Source organism: Pigmentiphaga litoralis (genome assembly GCF_014651835.1).
Classification (GTDB): domain Bacteria; phylum Pseudomonadota; class Gammaproteobacteria; order Burkholderiales; family Burkholderiaceae_B; genus Pigmentiphaga; species Pigmentiphaga litoralis.
Genome location: NZ_BMXQ01000001.1, coordinates 167275 through 189549, shown reverse-complemented (window position 1 = coordinate 189549; position 22275 = coordinate 167275). Strand labels below are relative to the sequence as shown.

Here is a 22275-nt window from a genome sequence, read left to right as displayed (position 1 = left end):
AACCGAAGACCGCCTGGTCAAGGTGGAAGCCGCCAAGGGTGAGGCCGTGGTCGAAGCCCTTGAGCAAGAGGCTGCGGCTGCCGCGGTGGCTACGACAACGGCCCAGGCACCGGCGCCTGCTGCTGCCGCGCCGGCCGCTGCCGTGGCGGCACCGGTGGCGGCACCTGTCGCTGCACCCGACGCTGCCCCGGTAGCCGCGGCGCCCGCCGCCCCGGCCCCGGTCGCGGAACCCGCGGCCGAGCCGGAACCGGTTGCTGCGTCGCCAGCGTTCATCGCCGACGTGCCGGTCACGGCCGTTGCCGAGGTGCCTGCTGCGCCGGCCGAGGCTCCCGCCACGGTCACGCCTGCCGCGGCGCCTGTTGCCGCTGCCGCTGTCGCCGCTGCGGCACCCGCTGCTGCTGCGGTGCCGGCCGCTGCTGCTTCGGCGCCCGCACCGGCTGCTGCACCGGCCGCCACGGCGCCAGCGGCTGCACCGGCCGCCACGTCCGCCACCCAGGTCGCGCCCGCCAAGGCCGAGTTGATCCAGGTGGTCGAACAGGCCGGCATGCAGTGGGTCGAAACCGACCGCAGCAAGCTGGTCGCCGCGCAGGAAAAGATGGCGTCGGCAGCGCCGGTCAAGCTGGGCCGTGAACCGAAGGTTCGCCCGGCCGTGGCCGACGAGCCGCTGGTGCAGGTCGAAACCCGCGGCTGACGCGTCAGCGGTAGCACCAAGCCGGGTCCGCCTCAAGGCAGGCCCGGTGCTTCAAGACAATGCCGCACCTTCGAGTGCGGCATTGTCGTTTTCGGACCTATCATTCGTGGTTGGCGCGACGGCGGCATCAGAATGCAGCCCCGACAGCACCTCCACAGCACGACCCCGGCACCACCACAACGACAACACGACGAGACTCACCATGACGACTCCCCGCCTTCCTTCCCTGCGCACCCTCGCGGCAAGCCTGCTGCTGGCCTCGGCCACCCTGGCGCTGCCCCTGTCCGCCTCTGCCCAGGCGGCAGGCGGCTTTCCGACCAAACCCGTTCGCCTGATCGTGCCGACCGCGCCGGGCGGCGGCACCGACTTCATGGCGCGGGTCCTTGCGCAGAAACTGACCGACAAGCTCGGCGTCAGCGTCGTGGTCGAGAACAAGGGCGGCGCGGGCGGCACCATCGGATCGGATTATGTCGCCAAGGCGCCAGCCGACGGCTACACCCTGCTGATGGGCTATATCGGCACACACGGCACCAACCCGGCGCTGGAAAAACTGCCGTACGACGCAGTCAAGGATTTCGCGCCGATCACGCAGGCGGCGGTTGCCCAGACAGGACTGCTGGTGAATCCGGCGGTCAAGGCCCAGTCGGTCAAGGAACTGGTCGCGCTGCTCAAGGCCGAACCAGGCAAGCTGAACTACGCATCGTCGGGCAAGGGCTCGATGCCGCACATCGCGGGCGCCCTGTTCGCCCAGCTGACCGGCACGGAAATGACGCCGATTCACTATCGGGGCGCCGCACCCGCCCTGGCGGACACGGTGGCCGGCCGCACGCAACTCATGTTCGGCACGCTGGTGAGCGGATCGGGGCAGATCAAGAATGGCACCGTGCGGGCGCTGGCGATCACCGGAAAGACGCGCTCGCCACTGTTCCCTGAGGTGCCCACCTTTGCCGAGGCCGGCCTGGCCGACTTCGAAGTGCCGCAGTGGTATGGCGTGTTCGCTCCGGCCGGGACGCCCAAGGACGTCGTCGCCAAACTGTATCAGGCGTCTCTGGAGGCGCTCAAGGACCCGGAACTGCAGAAGCGCTTTGCCGAGCAAGGCGCCGACGTGGTCACCAGTTCGCCAGACGCATTTGCGGCGCTCGTGCAATCGGAAATTGCAAAGTGGACGAAAGTGATACGTGCCGCGCAGATTACCGCTGAGTAAGCCTCTGGACTACTGCAGAGCGGACCGCGCCGGGTTAAGGTAGCGCGGTCTTCTCCACCCGCCGTCACCCGGCGCTCGCCCGATTCATGAAACTCCACCAAACCTGGCTTGGCGACGTCTCGTTGCTCGTCAAAGTCTCGCTCGTCGTTGGCCTGCTGATCGGCTTGTTCGCCCTCTCGTCCTTCGGCACCGCGCTTGTCGAGCACGAGCAGCAGGAAATCCAGCAGGCGACGCGCGACACGACGGTGTTGCTGCGTGAAATCAACCGGGCGACGCGTTTTCTGTACGAGCGGCAATACGAGATGCGGCAGATCCTGTTTTCGGGGCTGGCTCCGGACACCGGACTGTTTGACGCGGCCGACCGCGGTTTTCAGGACGTCTTGCGCAAGCTCATCGAAGCCGGGCGCGGCGACGCCCTGCAGTCCAGCCGGCTCGACCGCGTGCTGGAACTGGACCGGCGCTGGACCAGCACCGTATCGACTCCGATCATTACCGACGTCAAGGCCGCCTGGCAGCAGGACGGCAGCCTGGCCGTGGGCGAGCGCGAACGCATCTTCCAGACCGTCCTGGCAACCAGCACGACCCGCACGCCGGACATCATTGCGTTGATGGACCAGCTGGCGCAGGCGTCGCGCGACAGCCTGCTGGAACGCGAACGCCGGCTCGACGACACCGAAATGCAACGCCGCTGGCTGAGCTACGGGTCGCTGGTGCTGGCCCTGCTGGCCGGCGCAGCCGCCCTGTGGTTGTCAGTCACCTTGATCACCCGGCCGCTGCGCCAGCTGGCCGACCTGATGACGCGCCTGGCGCGCCACGATCACGACATCGACATCCCGGAAGTGGGGCGCCGCGATGAAGTCGGGGTCATCGCGCGCGCGCTCGAAGCCTTCCAGCTCATGGCGATCGAAACCGCCGACCAGAACTGGATCAAATCGGGGATCGCGTCGGTGTCGACCCGCCTGCAGCGCGTGGACACGCAGCGCGATTACGCCAATACCCTGCTGTCGGAAATCGCGCCCCTGCTCAATGCCGGCGCGGGCCTGCTCTATCTGCATGACACCACCGGCGAACGCCTGGTGCGCACCGGCAGCTATGGCTATCGCGCCCAGGGCGAGCGGCCCGACCACTACGCCTTCGGGGAAGGCCTGGTAGGACAATGCGCCACCGAACGCAAGCCGCTGGCGATTGCCGACGTGCCGCCCGGCTATCTGGACATCCATTCGGGCAGCGGACAGGCCTCGCCCCGCCACCTGTTGCTGCTGCCGGTGCTGTCGCGCGAGCGCCTGCTGGCAGTGATCGAGCTGGCCAGTTTTTCGCACCCCACGTCCCGCCAGCAGCGGCTGCTGGACGCTCTGGGCCCGCTGGTGGCCTTGTCGCTCGACAACATCACCCGCGCCGTCCGCACCCGCGAACTGCTCGAGCAAACGCAGGCGCAGGCGGGCGAACTGCGTGCGTCCGAAGAAGAATTGCGCACCCAGCAGGAGGAGCTGCAGGCATCCAACGAAGCCCTGCGGCAGAAGTCCGACACGCTGAATCAGCAGAAAAGCATTCTGGAAACCCTGCAGCAGGAAACCCAGAGCAAGGCCGAAGCGCTGACGCGCGCCAATCAGTACAAGTCTGAGTTCCTGGCGAATATGTCGCACGAACTGCGCACGCCCTTGAACAGCCTGTTGATCCTGTCGAATGACCTGGCCGAAAACGGCGACGGCAATCTGTCGGGCGACCAGGTGGAATCGGCGCGCATCATCCACGAAAGCGGATCGAATCTGCTGCGCCTGATCAACGACATTCTGGATTTGTCCAAGATCGAAGCCGGCAAGATGGACCTGCTGCTCGAGCCGGTCGACCTGACGCGATTTGCGTCCACCATCAAGCGCAACTTCAACCGCATCGCCAAGGACAAGCAGGTCGAATTCACGGTGGTGGTCGATGACGGCATGCCGCCCTCGGTGGTGGGGGACGGTGGCAAGCTGGAGCAGGTCGCCAGCAATCTGCTCAGCAACGCCTTCAAGTTCACCCGGCTGGGCATCGTGCACATGCGCATCGGGCGTCCGTTCAAGGACTATCCGGGCTTCGACGGCCGCAGCACGGTCGCGATCGAAGTCACCGACACCGGGATCGGTATTCCGGAAGACAAGCTGGGCCGCGTGTTTGGCGCCTTTGAACAGGTGGATGCCAGCACCAGCCGGCAATACGGCGGCACGGGCCTGGGCCTCGCCATTTCGCGGCAACTGATGAAGCTGCATCACGGCGACATCGTGCTGCACAGCGAACCCGGCCAGGGCAGCACCTTCACGATGCTGCTGCCCGAGACCCAGCCTGTCAGTGCGGCGGGCGGGGTCAGCGGTACATTGAACGGCAACGCCGATGGCGAGTCCGCACCCGGGCCGCGCCCGCACGCCCGGTCAGACGGCGCACGCTTTCGTCCGCAGCCGCCTGCTCCCCTGCCGCTGCCCAACCCGCCGGCCACGTCGGTGACCGGCGTCACCATCGATGACGATCGCCAGACCCTCAAGCCTGGCGACACCGCCATTCTGGTGATCGAGGATGATCCTGCCTTCGCCCGCATCCTGACCGACCTCATCCGCCGCAAGGGACTCAAGGCGCTGACCGCCGGCGATGGCGAAGCCGGCCTGCACCTGGCGCGCACGTACCGTCCGACCGGCATCCTGCTGGACGTCATGCTGCCCAGCATGGACGGCTGGAGCGTGATCGAACACCTGAAAGCCGACCCGGCAGTGCGGCACATTCCCGTGCACTTCATTTCCGCCCTGGACGAAAGCGCGCGTGGCCGCGAACTGGGCGCCGTGGGCTTCCTGACCAAGCCCGTCACGTCCGAGGCCCTGACGGGCGCCTTCGAACGCCTGCTGCACTTCAAGGCCGACAACACCCGTCGGCTGCTGGTCGTGGACGACGATCCGATCTCGCGCGCGGCAGTGCGCAAGCTGGTCGCGTCGCCAACGGTCGAGGTGATCGAGTCGGCGTCGGCCGAAGACGCGCTTGCCAAGCTGGCGGTGTCGGCCTACGACTGCATCGTGCTCGATCTGGGCCTGCCGGGCATGTCGGGGTTCGATTTCCTGGAGCAGATGCACAGTGACGCGGGCCAGGCCCCGGTCGTCGTGTATTCGGCGCGCGAGCTGACCCGCGAAGAAAGTCTGCGGATACGCGAACACACCGACAGCATCGTGATCAAGGGCGCCCGGTCGCCGGAACGCCTGATCGATGAAGTCAGCCTGTTCTTGCACAGCATCCATCAAGGCGGTGGCGCGGCGCGCGAAGACACCGGCGACGAACTGGTGGGCCGCAAGGTATTGGTGGTGGATGACGACATGCGCAACATCTTTGCGCTGTCCAAAGTGTTGCGCGCCAAGGGCCTGGACGTCAGCCTGGCGCAAGATGGCCAGAAAGCGTTGAAGGTGCTGGACGAGTCGCCCGATATCGAACTGGTCCTGATGGACGTGATGATGCCCATCATGGATGGCTACGAGACCATCCAGGAAATCCGCAAGGATCCCCGCTTCGGCAAGCTGCCGATTATTTCCCTGACGGCCAAAGCCATGCGCGGCGACCGGGAAAAGAGCCTGGCCGCCGGCGCCAACGACTACTTGTCCAAGCCGATCGACATTCCCAAGCTGCTGTCGATGATGCGTGTCTGGCTGCCATGACCGCGGCGCACGACGCCCGGAAGCGCGTCAACGCCGACGTCCAGGACCTGGAAATGGACCTGTTCGTGCAGGCGCTGCAACGCTGCCACGGCTACGACCTGACGGACTATGCGCGGGCGTCCCTCAAGCGCCGGGTGATCCACCTGGCCGACCAGCAGGGCGTTGCCAACATCAGCGATCTCATTCCGCGCCTGCTGCATGACCCCGCATTCCTGCCGATAGCGATATCAGGCCTGTCGGTGCCGGTGTCGGAATTGTTCCGCGATCCGCAGGTGTTTGCGGCCCTGCGCGAGCAGGTGTTTCCGCTGCTGGCGTCCTACCCGCAGATCAACATCTGGCAGGCCGGATGCGCGTTTGGCGAAGAGACCTATTCGCTTGCCATCCTGCTGGAAGAAGCCGGCCTGTACGACCGCTGCCATATCTACGCAACCGACATTTCCGACGCCGCGCTGGCGCGGGCGCGCGAAGGCATCTTTCCGGCGCGCGATGCGCGTGCGGCGTCGGCCCGCTATCTGGCCGCGGGCGGATCGCGATCGTTGTCGGACTACTATCACGCGCGCTACGAACTGATCAAATTCGATGCCGCCTTGCGCCGCAACGTCACCTTCGCCAATCACAACCTGGCGGGCGACGGCGTGTTCTGCGAAGCCCACCTGATCGTGTGCCGCAACGTGCTGATCTACTTCAACGATGCGCTGCAGAACCGCACGCTGGGCCTGTTCGCCAGCAGCCTGGTGCGCGGCGGCTTTCTGTGCCTGGGCACGAAGGAAAACATTTCGTTCGCGCCCGCCGCCGGGGAATTCGTCGGCGTGGATGTGCCGTCGCGCATCTTCCGGCTTGCGCGGCCAGCGTGACGGCAGGTCAGGCCGGCATGTCGCCCTTGCCCGAACTGATCGTCATCGGCTGTTCGGCCGGCGGCTTGCAGGCGATGCAGGTCGTGCTGGCGGGCCTGGACCCGCGGGTGCCCGTCCCGGTCGTGATCGTCACCCATACCGCTTCTCATGAGGTGGACCTGATCTGCGACCTGCTGGGCCGGTGCACGCGCCTGCCCGTGATCGAGGCGACCGAACGCTGCGCGCCGGTGGCGGGCGTCGTCCACATCGCGCCTTCGGGCTATCATCTGCTCATCAGTAAGGAAGGTCGCTTCGAATTGTCGGTCGACGCCAAGGTGTGTTTCGTGCGCCCCAGTATCGACGTGCTGTTTTCTTCGGCCGCCTTTGCATCCAGCGGGCGGCTCATCGGTGTCGTGATGACTGGCGCCAACCAGGATGGCGCCGAAGGCTTGCTGGCCGTGCGGCGCGCCGGCGGCCTGGCCATCGTGCAGGACCCCATGGAGGCCGAAGTGCCGGTCATGCCGCAAGCCTGCCTGGACCTGTCGGGCGCCGACCATTGCCTGCGCCTTGCCGACATTGCCCCCTTGATCAACCGGATATTTCACTCTTGAACGTCCCTGCTTCCCGACCGAAGATCCTGGTCGTCGACGACACTCCCGCCAATCTGTTCGCCATGCGCCGCCTGCTGGCGCAGGTCGATGCCGACGTCATCGAGTGCGCGTCCGGCAACGAGGCGCTGTCCTTGTGCCTGGACCACCAGTTCGCGCTGGTGCTGCTGGACGTCAACATGCCCGACATGGACGGCTTTGAAGTGGCCGACATCATGAGCGAGGAATTGCACCTGGAAGAAACGCCAGTCATATTCGTGACGGCCGCCTACGCGGACGACCTGAGCCGGCTGAAAGGCTACCGGTCAGGCGCGGTCGACTACATTGCCAAGCCGGTGAACGACGCGATCCTGCTGTCCAAGGTCAAGGTGTTCCTGGAACTGTATGGCAGCAAGGCCAGGCTGACCGAGGCCCTGGCGTCGCTCGAACAACGGAATGAACAACTGTGGCTGGAAATTGCCGAGCGCCGGCGGATCGAAGCCCAGATGCGCCACCAGGCCACCCACGACCTGCTGACCGGCCTGCCCAACCGCGCGCTGTTCATCGAAACGCTGGACCAGGCGCTCAGCCGCGCGCAGCGGCACGCCGAGAAGTTCGGCCTGCTCTACATCGACATCGATGGCTTCAAGGCCGTCAATGACAGCTTCGGGCACCAGGCCGGCGACATGCTGCTGGTGGAAATCGCCCAGCGCCTGCGCGCCATTTTGCGTGTCGAAGACACGGTGGCGCGCCTGGGCGGCGACGAATTTGCGGTGGTGGTCGATCACGCAGGCGACCCGGATGCGCTGCTGCGCAAATGCACGTCGATCTGCGCCACGCTGGGCAACCCTTACCGGCTGGCGGGCAACGGCGAAGGCTTCGAGGCACGCGTCGGCGCCAGCATCGGGGCAGCGATTTACCCGCAACATGGCGCGACCCGCGACAGCCTGATCCAGGCCGCCGACGATGCCATGTATGCCGCCAAGCGGGCGGGCAAGAACAGCGGGCAACTGGCCGTCGCGCCACGCAGCTGACACGCGCGAGGGCGCGCGTGAATGAATGGCCTGGCGATCCGGCGGGCCCCGGTCACGGATGACGCAGGACGGCTAGACGCTGGCCTGGCGCAGGAAGGCGGTGGCGTCGGCCAGCGGCATCGGCCGCGAGCACAGGAACCCTTGCCACGCATCGCAGCCCATGTCGCACAGGATGTCGTACTGTTCCTGCGTTTCCACGCCTTCGGCAATGGTGGCGATGTTCACCTTGCGGCCGAACTCGATCACCGCGCGGATCATTTCCATGTCGTAGGGATCGGTCATCATGTTCGCGACGAACTGGCGCTCGATCTTGACCGCCTGGAACGGCGCCGCCTTCAGGCGCACAAAGCTGGAATAGCCCGTGCCGAAATCGTCCAGGCTGAAACTGATGCCCATCTCGGCCAGTTGCCCCGTGATCGCCAGGGCCTCTTCGGGGTGCGCGATCTCGGTCGATTCCGTCAGTTCGATTTCCAGCTGGTTGGCCTCGGTCTTGTACTCGGCCAGCATGTGCCACACGATGTCGACCAGGTCGCCCTGCAACTGGGCGGCGCTCAGGTTCACGGCCACGCGCGGGCAATGCAGCCCCTGGGCCCGCCAGGACGAGATCTGCTCGCAGGCCTTGCGCAGCACCCAGGACCCCAGCGCGGCGCTCAGGCCGGCGGCCTCGATGGCCGGGATGAAGTCCCCCGGCGGCACGATGCGGTCGCCCCGCCGCCAGCGGATCAGCGCTTCCATGCCGCGCAGCCTGCCGCTGCCCATTTCCAGCTGCGGCTGGTAATACAGTTCGAATTCGTCCCGCTCCAGGCCCTGGATCACTTCGGTGGCCAGCGTGTCTTCGCGTGTCAGCACCACACCGTCGACGTCGTCGGGCCCGTTGCTCCAGCAGACCCAGCGGGCGTGGGTGCGGCTTGCGTAGCGGGCGGCCTGCTCGGCGCGCTGGATCACGTGTTCAGGCTGGGACAGATCACTGGGCAGCATGACGATGCCGAACGACACGAACCCGTCATCGCCGGGCACGCCGATCGACTGCAGCAGCGAGCAACGCTGGAACAGCCGCTGGGCGGCGCCGATGGCGCTCGCCTTGTCGCCCAGGTCGCGAAGCACCACGATCAGATTGCCGTCTTCGAGCAGGCACATCAGGTCATCCAGCCGCACAAACGGCCGGATGCGCCGGACGATGTCGTCGCGCGTCGGCGCATCGGTCTGCTGCGGAATGTTGACGGCCAGGACGGCAGCGCGCCGCCGCTCTTCAATGAGGACGGATAGCTCGCGCAGCAAGGCCCGCCGTTCGGTGACGGCGCCAAGCTGCTGGGCAACACTCGAGATGCTTGAGCGTTGAAGCATTGAGTCGGGATTCACGATTGAGCGCATAGTCTGCGGGTCTAATTCGGTATTAAGCCTAACAGATAGTAAGCGTCCACCTTTAGCATACATAAATACGACACTTTTGAACTAATCACTATTGGAAGGTGATTAATTGTTTCTGGTACGCTTGGCGGTCAACTGATGGGCCCAACAAAGGATTGCAGGGTGGACCAAACGATCGTCGACTATCTGATCGACAGCCGCTGTTCGCGGCAATGGAAGACCTTTCTTGGCGCAATGGCCGAGGAATTCGCATCGCAACTGCCCCCCGACGACCTGCGAGCGCTCATGCAGCGCATTGGCGCCCGTTTTGCCGACGCCATGCCGCTGACCCCCTGCGCCACGCTCGACGACCTGCAACTGGCGATGGGCAAGGTATGGGTCGGCATGGACTGGGGCTGGGTCACGATAGAAGAAGAACCGACCGCCTTGGCCATCCGCCACAACTGCGCGCCGCTGAACGCGGCGTTCGGGCAGCAGGCCAGCGGCTGGACACCCGCCTTCCTGGAAGGCGTGTATCAGCGCTGGTTCGCCCAGGTCGGATCCGGTGGCGACCTGGTCGTCTCCCAGGCGTCGGAACCCGACATGCTTGGATGCATCGACTTTCGCCTCAGCCGATAGACCCACCCGCGTCCGCATGGAAGCCAAGCATGACTGAATCCGACGACATCGCAAACCTCTTCAAACACTTCGGTGGCCAGCCTGACCAGTACCGGGAAATCGCGCGCAGCAACGACGCGAAGATGTCCCGCGCGCGGTGGCCGCTGCTGTCGGCAGTCGAGGCCACCCAGGCGTCGGACGCACCCCCGGTCCAGCCGCACCTGCGCGGGGCGGCCCCGACTGAACCTGTGCTCGCAACGCCCCCGGCGGCTGCGCTCTCGGCCCCGCAGGCGCCCGTGCGCCAGGAACCGGCGCTGAGCAACCCGATGCCGATGCGCCAGCCGGCGGCCGCGCCGGCTGTAACCGCTGCAGCGGCCTCAACGGTCGCGCCGGCCGGTCCCGGCGCGGAATTCATTCCGCCGCGGCCCCGAGCGCCGGCACGCTTCGAACACCGGCCGCCGGCTGACGTGGCGATGCCCTTCGGCCGCATGGTGCCCGAGGCGCCTACGCCGCTGCATGCCGCGCCTGCCGCGACGCCAACGCAGCCCGCGCCTGTCACGATGCAGCTGCAACAGCAGCCCGCGGCGGCGCCTGCTCCAGCCGCGCCGGCGCCGTTTGCGGCACCGTCGGCAACCACGCGCGCCGTATCCACGCCGCCCGCACAGCCCGCAGCAGCATCCCTGCCGCCGGCCCTGTCGCCCCCCGCGCCCGCCGGCCTGCCCGCGCAATCGGCCCTGGCTGGCGCGCCTGCCACCGAACTGCAGGCCGTGTTTGCCCGCCTGGCGCAGCCGCTTCCGGACGCGCCCCCCACCCCCGACAAGAACGCCAATCTTCTCCAACGTCTTCGCCGATTGTGAAAATAATCGCTGTGGTGTCAGCCAAGGGGGGCGTCGGGAAAACCACGGTCGCCGCCAACCTGAGTACGGCGCTGAAGTATGGCGGCCACCGGGTACTGACCGTCGATCTCGATCCCCAGAACGCCTTGCGCTTTCATCTGGGGCTCGATCCCAATGACATCGTCGGCACCTCGCGCGCGACGCTGGCCGGTCAGGACTGGTCCGAGATCGTCACGCCGACCGCGTCGGGCGTTTTCACGCTGCCCTACGGCATGGTGAACGAGGCCGACCGGCAGTCGTTCGAGCAATACCTGGAAGCCACCCCGGACTGGCTGGTGCGCAACCTGGACGGCCTGGGCCTGGCCGAGAACGACCTGGTCGTGCTGGATACGCCGCCGGGCCCGTCCATCTACATGCGCCAGGCGCTGTCGTCGGCCCACCTGGTGGTGATCGTGACCCTGCCCGACGCGGCGTCGTACGCCACCATGCCCATGATGGAAAACCTGGTGCAGACCTACTGCGTGGGGCGCCCGGGCTTCATCGACTCCACGTACGTCATCAATCAGCTCGACAGCGCCAAGCAGCTCGCCAAGGACGTGACGCAGGTCATGCGCGTCAATTTCAAGGAACGGGTGGTGGGGCTGGTGCACCAGGACGAATCCGTCAGCGAGGCCCTGGCCTATGACAAAAGCGTCCTCGATTACGACAGCCAGTGCCAGGCCACGCAGGACTTCGTGGCCTGTGCCCATGTGATCTCCGAACGACTGCAGGCAGGAAGCACGCTGTGACGCCCTCCCCGTCCCCCACCGGTCAGGGCGCCGCCCCCGCCGCCACCGCATCGGGCCTGTCCGGCCTGGCGCTGCGTTTCCTGGAATCCCCCCTGTGGGACCATGCCATCGTCCGGATCCTGACCCTGCTGATGGCCACGGCGCTGGTGCTGCTGGTCATTACCGTACCGCTGACGCTGACGCAGCAACTGGTGTTCGCCGTGGCGAGCTTTGCGGTCGCGATGCTTCTGAGCAAGACCGAAGGCCGCCTGCCCACGCTGGTCATGATCGTGCTGTCGGTGTCCGCATCGATGCGCTACATGTACTGGCGCATGACCGACACGCTGGGCTTCGAAACGCTGGTCGATACGTTCTTTGGGTTTGGCTTGCTGGCCGCCGAACTATACGCGTTGATCGTGCTGCTCCTCGGCTACTTCCAGACCGCGTGGCCGCTGCAGCGCAAGCCGATTCCCATGTCGACGCCGCCCGAAGAATGGCCCGAAGTCGACGTGTTCATCCCGACCTACAACGAACCGCTGGACGTGGTGAAGCAGACCGTGTTCACCGCGATGGGCCTGGACTGGCCGACCGAAAAGCTCAAGGTCTATGTGCTGGATGACGGGCGCCGTCCGGAATTTCGCGCTTTTTGTGAAGACGTCGGCATCGGCTACGTGACCCGTGACAACAACCGTCACGCCAAGGCCGGCAACATCAATGAAGCGCTCAAGGTCACCAGTGCCGAATACGTGGCGATCTTCGATTGCGACCACGTGCCGACGCGGTCCTTCATGCAGATCTGCATGGGCTGGTTCCTGAAGGATCCCAAGCTTGCGATGCTGCAGACGCCGCACTTCTTCTTTTCGCCGGACCCCTTCGAAAAGAACCTGGACACCTTCCGCCATATCCCCAACGAAGGCGAACTGTTCTATGGTCTGGTGCAAGATGGGAACGACCTCTGGAACGCGACCTTCTTTTGCGGATCGTGCGCGCTGATCCGGCGCAAGCCGCTGGAAGAAGTCGGCGGCATTGCGATCGAAACGGTGACCGAGGACGCGCACACCGCGCTCAAGCTGAACCGGCTGGGCTACAACACGGCCTACCTGGCGATTCCGCAAGCCGCCGGGCTGGCCACCGAAAGCCTGTCGGGCCACATCGGCCAGCGCATTCGCTGGGCGCGCGGCATGGCGCAGATCTGCCGCCTGGACAACCCCTTGTTCGGACCGGGCCTGAAACTGGGCCAGCGCCTGTGCTACCTGAACGCCATGCTGCATTTCTTCTATGGCCTGCCGCGGCTGATCTTCCTGACCGCGCCGCTGGCCTACCTGCTCTTTGGCGCGCATGTGTTCGAGTCGTCGGCGCTGATGATCGCGGTGTACGCCATGCCGCATCTGATGCACGCCAGCGTGACCAACTCGCGCATGCAGGGGCGCTTTCGCCATTCGTTCTGGAACGAGGTGTACGAGTCGGTGCTGGCCTGGTACATCTTGCGGCCGGTGCTGGTGGCCTTCATCAACCCCAAGCTTGGCAAATTCAACGTGACGGCCAAGGGCGGCGTGATCGACGAAGCCTACTTCGACTGGACCATCGCACGGCCCTACATCATCCTGATGCTGGCCAACCTGATCGGCTTCGTGGTCGGCATCGGCATGCTGATCTTCGGCACGAATGACGAAGCCATCACCGTGATGATCAACCTGTTCTGGACCGTCTACAACGTGGGCATCACCAGTGCAGCGATCGCGGTCGCCAGCGAAACGCGTCAGGTGCGGGCGAGCCCCCGCGTCGCCGCCAACCTGCGTGCCGGCCTGCGTTTCACCAACGGCAAAACCCTGTCGTGCGAGACGGAAGACTTCTCGCAAACGGGCCTGGGCCTTCGCATTCCGGCCGACGTGGACGTGCCCGTCGGCCAGCCGGTGCTGGTGTCCATTTTCCGCAATAACGATGAAGGCGTGTTCCCGGCCACCGTGGCGTTTCGCAACGGCGAGCACGTGGGTGTGCGGTTTCACGAACTGAACACGCAGCAGCAGGTGGAACTGGCGCAGCTGACCTTTGCGCGCGCCGACAACTGGGCGAGCGGCTGGGGCCAGGGCGACCGCGATACGCCGCTGACGGCGCTGCGCGGCGTGATGCGCGTGGGCGTGCGCGGCTTCGGCATGTTCTTCAAACACCTATACAGCATGGCCAAGACGCCGCGTTCGGCGCGCAAGGCGGCGCAACCCAAACTTGACACGGGGGATTGATGATTCAGCGGCCTGTACGACCCGGCGGCCAGTGGCCGGCCCGACCACGGACCCTGCCTGGCCTGATCGGCGGCCTGTTGCTGCTGGCCACGCCCGCCACCCTGCCGTCGGCCCTGGCCGCCGATGCCGGCCGCACTTTGGCCCCCCTGCCCGCGCCCACCACCGGCTATACCGGACCGACGTCCGGCTTTGCCGCGCCGGCGGCCGGCGGGTCGCTCACCACGGCGTCGCTGCCCGGCGGATCGCGCACGTATAGCCTGTCGCTCAAGCAACTGGGCGCGCTCTACCCGCTGCAGCTGCGCGGCGTGGAAGGCAGCAGCGGCGTGCCCTTCAGCATCCGCGCCGACGAGATCGTGACGGGCGCGAAGCTCAAGCTGAACTACGCCTTTTCCCCCGCGCTGATCAGCGAGCTGTCGCACATCAAGGTGCTGGTCAACGACGAAGTCGCCGCCACGATCCCGGTGCCCAAAGAGCAGGGCGGCGCGGCGCAGATGCGCGAGATCGCCATCCCGCCACGTCTGATCACCGAATTCAACCGCCTGAACCTGCAACTGGTCGGGCACTACACCATGGAATGCGAGGACCCCGCGCATTCGAGCCTGTGGGCCAACATCAGCAACAACAGCACCCTGGAACTGACGGTCTCGCCGATCAGCCTGGAAAACGATCTGTCCTTGTTGCCGCAGCCTTTCTTTGACCGGCGCGATGTCCGGCGCCTGGACCTGCCCTTTGTATTCGCGTCGGCGCCCGATACCGGCACGCTGGAAGCCGCCGGCATTCTGTCGTCGTGGTTCGGCGCGCTGGCGGGCTATCGCGGCGCGACCTTCCCGACCACCGTCGGCCAGATTCCGGCGCGCGGAAACGCCGTCGTGGTGATGGCGGGCGGTGCGCGCCTGCCGGGCGTGGCGCTGCCGCAACCGGGCGGCCCGACGCTGTCGATCGTGCCCAACCCGAACGATCCATCGGGCAAGCTGCTGCTGGTGAGCGGGCGCGACGTCAAGGAACTGAAGACTGCCGCCACCACGCTGTCGGTCGGCGCGCCCACCCTGTCGGGGCCGACCGCCTTGATCAGCGAGTTGACCAACCTGAAAGCGCGCGAACCGTACGATGCGCCCAACTGGCTGCCAAACACGCGCGCCGTCAGTTTTGGCGAGCTGGCCGCGGCGCAGACGCTGAATGTGTCGGGCTATACGCCCGACCTGATCCGCATCAACTTCCGCATGCCGCCCGACCTGTTCGCGTGGCGCGAGAAAGACATCGCGATCAAGCTCAAATACCGCTATACGCCCCGCCCGACCATCGACAAGTCCACCCTGAACGTCAACGTGAACGAACAGTTCCTGACGTCGCTGCCCCTGCTGGCCGCGGACCGCAACGGCGGCAAGATCGATCAGTTGCTGACGCGGGTGTTGCCCGACGGCCAGACGCCCGCCCAGGCGACCCTGAATATTCCGTTGTTCAAGCTGCCGTCCCAGACCCAGCTGCAATTCCATTACTACTACGACTACCAGAAGCAAGGCGCCTGCAAGGACGTCATCCTGGACAATGTGAAGGGGGCGATCGAACCGGATTCGACCATCGACATCTCGGGCTTTTCGCATTTCATCGCCATGCCCGATCTGGCGGCCTTCAGCAACGCAGGCTTCCCCTTCACGCGTCTGGCCGACCTGTCGGAAACGGCCGTCGTGCTGCCCGACAACCCAGGTCCCGTCGACTACGGCCTGTACCTGGCGCTGCTTGGACGCATGGGCGATTCGACCGGCTATCCGGCCACCGGCGTGACCGTGACGCAGGCACAGCAGGTGAACAGCGTGGCCGACAAGGACCTGCTGGTGCTGGGCGCGACGGGCAGCCAGCCGCTGGTGGCGCAATGGGCCGAAGACATGCCGGTGGCGTTGAACGGCGACAGCAAACGCTTCCAGGTGTCGGACCTGATGTCCAAGATGCTGACCTGGTGGGATTCGATGCAGGGCAATGCCAGCCGGCCCGCACGTGGCCAGGTGGCTTTCAGCAGCGCCGGCACCGACGCGATGATCACGGGTTTCGAATCGCCCCTGTCGGGTGGCCGCAGCGTGGTCGTCATCTCGAGCAACCGGCCGGCCGGCATGACCCACGCGCTGGACGCGCTGCAGGATCCCGATTCGGTCAAGAAGATCCAGGGCAGCCTGGCCGTGATCCGCGGCAAGCAGGTCGATAGCCTGGTGTCCGAGCCATCGTATTACGCCGGCCGCCTCAATCCGGTCACCTATGCGCAGTGGTTCCTGTCGCGCCACCCGCTGCTGCTGATGCTGATGGGTGTGGGCAGCGCGCTGCTGTTTGCCATTGTGCTGTACCTGTCGCTGCGGGCCCGGGCGCGCCGCCGGTTGACGCTGTGATCGTGCGCCACCTTCTTGCCCGGGCCGCGCTGGCGGCCACCGCGCTGGGCCTGTCCTGGCAGGCCCAGGCTGCCGGTGCGTCTGCGGCAACGCCGGCGGACGCGGGCAGTGTGCCTGCTGCGTCCTGCACGACGCCGTGGCCCATGTACCAGACTTTCCTGGACCGCTTCCTGCAGGCCGACGGGCGCGTGATCGACCCCAGCGTGCCGCAGCAGCACACCACGTCCGAAGGCCAGTCCTACGGCATGATGTTCGCCCTCGTGGCCAACGACCCCGTCACTTTCGATCGGCTGTGGCGCTGGAGCGTGGCCAATCTGGCGGGTGGCGACATTGCGAGCCGGCTGCCCGCGTGGCAGTGGGGGCTCAAGCCGGACGGAAGCTGGGGCGTGCTCGATCCCAATGCTGCGTCGGACGCCGACCTCTGGTATGCGTACGCCCTGCTCGAGGCCGGCCGGGTCTGGAAGCGTGACGATTACCTGCGTGATGCCCGCAGCTTGATGACCCGCGTCGCGCGCGAAGAAGTGGCCGACCTGCCCGGCCTGGGCAAGATGCTGCTGCCCGGCCCGATGGGGTTCCAGCGTGGCGGTCCGGCGGCGAATGCGGGAACGCCTGCCGCCGCCATCCTGTGGCGCCTGAACCCGAGCTACATGCCGGTGCCCGTGTTGCGCCGCCTGGCCGCCGAAGACCGGCAAGGCCCGTGGGCGGCCATTGCCTCGGCCACCGCCAAGCTGGTGATCCAGTCGTCGCCCAAGGGTTATGTGCCCGACTGGGTGGGCTACACCGCCACCCCGAGCGCGGGCGCCGACGCGACCGCAGGCGCCGTGGTGGTCGACCCCGACAAGGGCGACGTCGGCAGCTACGACGCCATCCGCACCTACCTGTGGGCCGGCATGACGCCGCCAGCCGACCCGCTGGCCGGCCCCATGCTGCGCGCCCTGTCGGGCATGACCGCCGGCACTACGCCGTCGGGGACGCCGCCAGAATCCGCGCGCGCGCTGACGGGCGCCGTGCAAGGCAACGGCCCGGTCGGCTTTTCGGCCGCTCTGCTGCCCTACTTCACCGCCAACGGCCAGACGCGCCTGCTGGCGGCGCAACGGGACCGCGTCCAGGCGCAGTTCTTCAATCCCGCGCTGCCGCCCCAGGCGATGCCGCGCTACTACGACTATGTTCTCGGTCTGTTCGGAACGGGCTGGGCGGAGCAACGCTACCGCTTCCTGACCACCGGGAACATCCAATTACGCTGGGAGAACGCATGTCCACGCGCCACCACACGCTAGCAGTCGGACTGCTGGCCGCGCTGCTCCACCAGGCGGTCTGGGCCCAGGACGACCCCATCAAGGTGTTGATCGACCAAGGCCAGTACTGGCAGGCGCGCGGCAACGGCGTGCGCGCGCAGGAAGCCTGGCAGAAGCTGCTGCGCCTGAACCCGAACCAGCCCGATGCCTTGTCGGGCATGGCGCAGATCGAACTGGACGGTGGCCGCACTGACGCTGCGCGGCGCTATCTGGATCAGCTCAAGCGCGTGGCGCCGGCCAGCCCGCTGGTGAGGCGCCTGGAACAGAGCATCAACCTGGGCTCGAACGCCCCGCAACTGCGCGATGCCCGCCAGCAGGCCCGCGCCGGGCAGTCCGCCGAAGCCGTCGCCAGCTACCAGGCGGCCCTGGGCGGCAAGGCGCCCGAAGGCCCGCTGGCGCTCGAGTACTACCAGACCCTGGGCGGCACGCCCCAAGGCTGGGACGAAGCCCGCCGCGGCCTGGAACGCCTGGCCCGCGACAACCCCGGCGACACCCGCATTGCGCTGGCCCTGGCGCAGCACCTGACCTACCGCGAAGCCACGCGCCGTGACGGTATCAACCAGCTGGCGCGCCTGGCGGCGCAGCCTGCAACCCGGACTGAAGCGACCGACAGCTGGCGCAAGGCGCTGGCGTGGATCGGCACGCGTCCGGCCGACGTGCCCTTGTACGAGTCGTACCTGGCCGTCAATCCGGACGACAGCGCCATCAAGGGGCGGCTGGAAGACATTCGCAAGCAGCAGCAGGAATCGCGGCAGGCCGCCGCGGTGACGAGCGACCCGCTGCGTGCACGCAGCACCTCGGGCTTCAAGGCCCTGGAAGCGGGTGACCTGGCCACGGCCGAAAGCGATTTCCAGGCCGTGCTGGCCTCGCGAGCCAACGACCCCGACGCCCTGGGTGGCCTGGGCGTGCTGCGGCTGCGGCAGGAAAATTTCTCGGAAGCGCGTTCCTTGCTCGAACGCGCGTCGCGCGGCGGCTCGCCCGCCCGGTGGCGGGGTGCGCTCACTAGCGCAACCTACTGGACCCTGGTGGAACAAGCGGCCGGGGCACGCAGCGCTGGCAATCGCGACGGCGCGCGCCAGTTGCTGGAACAGGCCGTCAAGCTCGACCCGAAAGAACCGACTGCCGAAAACGCCCTGGCCGACGTGCTGGCAGAAAGCGGACAGTTCGATGCGGCCGAGGCGGCCTACCGCCGCGTGCTGGCCTTGCAGAACGACAATCCTGACGCCATCCGCGGACTGGTTGGCGTCATGGCGCAGAACAACAAGCCGGACCAGGCCCTGCAATTGATCGAACGGCTCAGCCCGTCGCAGCAGGCGCAGATCGGCGAACTCGGCCGCTTGCGTGCGGCGCAAGCCGTGGGCGTGTCGAAGTCGGCCCTGCAGCGCGGCGACGACAACACGGCGCGGCTCGCGCTGGAAGACGCCCTGCTCAACGATCCGAACAGCCCGTGGATCCGCCTGGACCTGGCGCGCCTGTACATGAAGCTGGGCGCAATGAACGAAGCGCGTGGCGTGATGGACGGGCTGCTGATCTCCAACCCGAACATGCCCGAAGGGCTGTATGCCAGCGCCTTGCTGGCCTCGGAAATGAAGGACTGGCGCGGCGCGCTGGCGACCCTGGACAGCATCCCGCCGCAGAACCGCACGCGTGACATCGCCACGCTGCAGAAGCGGGTGTGGGTGCACGCTCAGGCGGACGTGGCGTCGGCATTGGCGCAGCAGGGCCGCGGTCAGGAAGCCCTGGCCACCCTGGCGCAGGTGGAACCCTTTGCCGGGCAGGATCCGGAACTGCTGGGCGCCGTGGCATCGGCCTATACCGATGCGGGCGACTCGACCCGCGCGCTGGGCATGATCCGGCAGGTCATGGCGCGCACGACGCGGCCCGACACCGGCCTGCGGCTGCAATACGCCGCAATCCTGCTCAAGACGCAGCAGGACGTGGAACTGGCGGGCATCTTGCGGCAATTGCAGGGTGCGCAAATGACTACCGCGGATCGCGCGTCGTTCGAATCCTTGCGGCTGGCGTACATCGTGCGGCAGGCGGACAGCCTGCGCGAACGCGGTGACCTGGTCAGCGCCTACGACACGCTCGCGCCCGTGCTGGCCGAGCGCCCCGATGATCCGCAAGTGATCGCATCGCTGGCACGCATGTACGCCGCCGCAGGCGATCACGCCCAGGCGATGGGCCTCTACGACCGATTGCTGCAGAATCGTCCGGACGACGTCGACACCCTGGTCGCCGCCGCGACCACGGCCACCCAGGCCAAGGAATACGGCTACGCCGAGCGCGCCATCGACGTCGCGATCGCTCGCGCGCCCAACAACCCCGAGGTGCTTGCCACCGCCGGACGCCTGTACCGTGCGCAAGGCAAGACGACAAAGGCGACGCAGTATCTGAGCGCCGCTGTCAGCGTGCAGAACCTGGCCGCGGCACCGGCAGGCTATGGCCGTCAAACCGCCCCGGCGGCAGCGGCGGGCCGGCCGTCGAATGGCAACCCGTTTGCTGGCCGCAACGGTGTTGGCCCCAGCGGGCAGCGTGCTGCGCCAGGCATGCCGCAGTCCACGGGATCGGCGGTTGGACAGCCGGCGGGGTATGGCGCGCAGGCCTATCGTGCGATGGCGGTGCCCGGACAAGGCGCGCGCGCCATGCCTGTGCAGGCCACCTATGGGCCACCAGGCCAGGGCGGGCAGCAGGGGTATCCGCAGCAAGGCGGCTCGCCCTACTATCCGGCCCAAGGTGGGCAACATTACGGTGGGCAACCTTACAGCGCGCCGCAGGGTGGCGAGGCGTACATTCCCCCGCCCGCCGGCGCACCGCAGGGCTATCCGCAACCTGCGTATCCGCAGCAGGCTTACCCGCAGCAGGCTTACCCCCAGCAGGGCTACCCCCAGCAGAACCTTCCCCCGCAAGGCTACGTGCCGCCCGGCTACACGCCTTACGGCGCGCCGCAGTACGCGCCGCCCAACCCCGCGGGCTATTACACCGACGTCAACACGGCGCCCCCCGCGGCCGGTGGCTATGATCCGTCCGGCGCAGCGACGGGCCCGGCTCGCACACCCGCCACGCGGCAACCCGCGCCGCGAGGCACCACGTCGGCCACCAACACCGGAAGCGGCCGCCCAGCCACGGGCAACACGGCGTCGCGCAACGCGCCCTCGGCCGCGTCCTCCGGTTCGGCCCGTTCCGCCAGCGCCACAGGCCCGGCCGGCAACGCGCCGGTCTACGGCACACCCGCCGCGCCCGCACCCATGTATGCGCAGCCCGGCCAGGGGGGCTACGTTCCGCAAGGGGGCTACGGGGTTCCGCCAGGGGGCTACGGCGCCCCGCAGGCCTATATTCCCGCACCGGTCAATGCGCCTGGCCAGGGCTACGCCCAGGCCGGTGGCTACCCGCCGGCGCCCTACCCGAACGCGCCGTACTTCAACGGTCCTTCCCCCAACGCCTCGGGTCCGGCACCCAATGGCGCACCGCAATTCGGCGCCAATCCCGCGGCGTACGCCGCTGCGGCATCGCTGCCCTGGAATTCATCTGACGCCCCCTGGGGCGCGGCAGACCGCCCGCGCACGATGCAGGACGAACTGAACGAACTGCGGCAGGACCGCACGCCCACGATTTCCGTTGGCGTCGTGGGTCGTTCCCGTCAGGGGGAAGCGGGCCTGAGCCAACTCAGCGACGTGCAGGCGCCGATCGAATACCGCATGCCTGCCGGCGACGGCAAGATCGCGCTGCGCGTGACGCCGGTCACGCTGGATGCGGGCAACGTCTCAAGCAACTACAACACCAACAGTCGCTTCGGCGGCGGCCCGGCGGCGGCGCTTGCCTCGGCAGCCGGCGGCTCGTCCAGCATCGGTTCGCAGAACCAGTCCGGACTGGGCCTGGGTGTCGCGTATGAAAGCGCACGGCTGCAGGCCGACCTGGGCACCACCCCGCTGGGCTTTCGCTACACCGACATCAACGGCGGCGTGAAGGTCAAGGGTCCGATCACCAACGAAGTGTCCTACACGGCCGACCTGTCGCGCCGCGCCGTGACCGACAGCGTGCTGTCGTTTGCCGGCGCCCGCGACGACCGTACCGGCCAGACCTGGGGCGGCGTGTCGGCCACCGGCGGCCGGCTGGAAGTCGGCTGGGACGACGGCGTGTACGGCGTCTACGGCTATGGCGCCTTCCATGCCGTGACCGGCAACAACGTCGTGTCGAACAGCCGGCTCGAAGGCGGCGGCGGCCTGTACTGGCGCCTGGCCAGGACAGCCGGGTCCGATCTGACCACCGGGGTCAACATCACCGGCCTGGGCTACGACAAGAACCTGCGTTATTTTACCTACGGCCACGGCGGTTACTTCAGCCCGCAGGAATTCCTGTCGGTCAGCGTGCCGGTGTCATGGTCGCAGCGCGCGGGCAAGCTCTCGTACCAGGTCAAGGGTTCGCTGGGCATCCAGTCGTTCAAGGAAGACGCCGCCGACTACTACCCCGGCGACGCATCGCAGCAGTCGGCCGCCCAACAGGCCGCCAACGACGCCGCCGCCTTCGGCCTGAGCAGCAACACCAGCGCCACCTATGCCGGCCAGAGCAAGACCGGCCTGGGCTACAACCTGGCGGCCGCGATGGAATATCAGCTGTCCCCACAGCTGTTCCTGGGTGGCAATCTGGCCATGAACAACGCCAGCGATTACCGCCAGCTGATGGGTGGCCTGTACCTGCGCTACGCCCTGCAACCCATGACAGGCCCGGTCGCGTATCCCGTCAGCCCGTACCAGTCGCCGTTCATGTATTGATGCGGTGATGT

The 22275-nt window shown here is 67.1% G+C and carries 13 protein-coding genes; 12 read left to right on the top strand and 1 reads right to left on the bottom strand.

Annotation, left to right across the window (positions count from 1 at the left end):
• The first annotated feature begins 893 nt into the window (after window positions 1-893).
• From IE116_RS00810 to IE116_RS00790, 5 genes are all read left to right on the top strand, one after another.
• Window positions 894-1895 carry a Bug family tripartite tricarboxylate transporter substrate binding protein gene (locus IE116_RS00810; protein ID WP_189608955.1) on the top strand — a complete coding sequence of 334 codons (1002 nt, stop codon included), beginning with the start codon at window positions 894-896 and terminating at the stop codon, window positions 1893-1895.
• Window positions 1896-1981: 86 nt separating this feature from the next.
• Window positions 1982-5560 (top strand): response regulator, encoded by a 3579-nt coding sequence (locus IE116_RS00805; RefSeq protein WP_189608954.1) that lies wholly within the window; start codon window positions 1982-1984, stop codon window positions 5558-5560.
• A complete protein-coding gene (locus IE116_RS00800) occupies window positions 5557-6414 on the top strand; it encodes a CheR family methyltransferase (protein WP_189608952.1) in 858 nt (285 codons plus the stop codon). The genes IE116_RS00805 and IE116_RS00800 overlap by 4 nt, the downstream gene beginning before the upstream one ends.
• 17 nt (window positions 6415-6431) lie before the next feature.
• Window positions 6432-7004: a chemotaxis protein CheB gene (locus tag IE116_RS00795; RefSeq protein ID WP_189608950.1), complete on the top strand. Its 573-nt coding sequence runs from the start codon at window positions 6432-6434 to the stop codon at window positions 7002-7004.
• Entirely contained in the window at window positions 7001-8014 is a 1014-nt protein-coding gene (locus tag IE116_RS00790; RefSeq protein WP_189608947.1) for a diguanylate cyclase domain-containing protein, read from the top strand. The genes IE116_RS00795 and IE116_RS00790 overlap by 4 nt, the downstream gene beginning before the upstream one ends.
• A gap of 72 nt (window positions 8015-8086) precedes the next feature.
• Here the strand turns inward: IE116_RS00790 and IE116_RS00785 are convergent, their stop codons facing one another.
• A complete protein-coding gene (locus IE116_RS00785) occupies window positions 8087-9358 on the bottom strand; it encodes a putative bifunctional diguanylate cyclase/phosphodiesterase (RefSeq protein ID WP_189608946.1) in 1272 nt (423 codons plus the stop codon).
• 186 nt (window positions 9359-9544) lie between these two features.
• Between IE116_RS00785 and bcsD the strand changes: the two genes are divergently transcribed.
• From bcsD to IE116_RS00750, 7 genes are read left to right on the top strand one after another with little or no spacing between them, the layout of a single operon-like run.
• Window positions 9545-10000, top strand: a complete 456-nt coding sequence (gene bcsD, locus IE116_RS00780; protein ID WP_229827940.1) for a cellulose biosynthesis protein BcsD — start codon at window positions 9545-9547, stop codon at window positions 9998-10000.
• A gap of 29 nt (window positions 10001-10029) precedes the next feature.
• Complete coding sequence (bcsP, locus tag IE116_RS00775) at window positions 10030-10836, top strand: cellulose biosynthesis protein BcsP (protein ID WP_189608942.1); 807 nt, start codon at window positions 10030-10032, stop codon at window positions 10834-10836.
• Entirely contained in the window at window positions 10833-11603 is a 771-nt protein-coding gene (gene bcsQ / locus IE116_RS00770; protein WP_189608940.1) for a cellulose biosynthesis protein BcsQ, read from the top strand. Before bcsP ends, bcsQ begins: the two co-directional genes overlap by 4 nt.
• Window positions 11600-13822 (top strand): UDP-forming cellulose synthase catalytic subunit, encoded by a 2223-nt coding sequence (bcsA, locus tag IE116_RS00765; RefSeq protein ID WP_229827939.1) that lies wholly within the window; start codon window positions 11600-11602, stop codon window positions 13820-13822. Before bcsQ ends, bcsA begins: the two co-directional genes overlap by 4 nt.
• Entirely contained in the window at window positions 13822-16197 is a 2376-nt protein-coding gene (bcsB, locus tag IE116_RS00760; RefSeq protein ID WP_189608937.1) for a cellulose biosynthesis cyclic di-GMP-binding regulatory protein BcsB, read from the top strand. The genes bcsA and bcsB overlap by 1 nt, the downstream gene beginning before the upstream one ends.
• 2 nt (window positions 16198-16199) lie before the next feature.
• The gene (bcsZ, locus tag IE116_RS00755; protein ID WP_229827938.1) at window positions 16200-17474 is read left to right on the top strand and encodes a cellulose synthase complex periplasmic endoglucanase BcsZ; all 1275 of its coding nucleotides are present in this window, start codon (window positions 16200-16202) and stop codon (window positions 17472-17474) included.
• The gene (locus IE116_RS00750) at window positions 17450-22264 is read left to right on the top strand and encodes a cellulose synthase subunit BcsC-related outer membrane protein (RefSeq protein ID WP_189608936.1); all 4815 of its coding nucleotides are present in this window, start codon (window positions 17450-17452) and stop codon (window positions 22262-22264) included. Before bcsZ ends, IE116_RS00750 begins: the two co-directional genes overlap by 25 nt.
• Window positions 22265-22275: the final 11 nt, after the last annotated feature.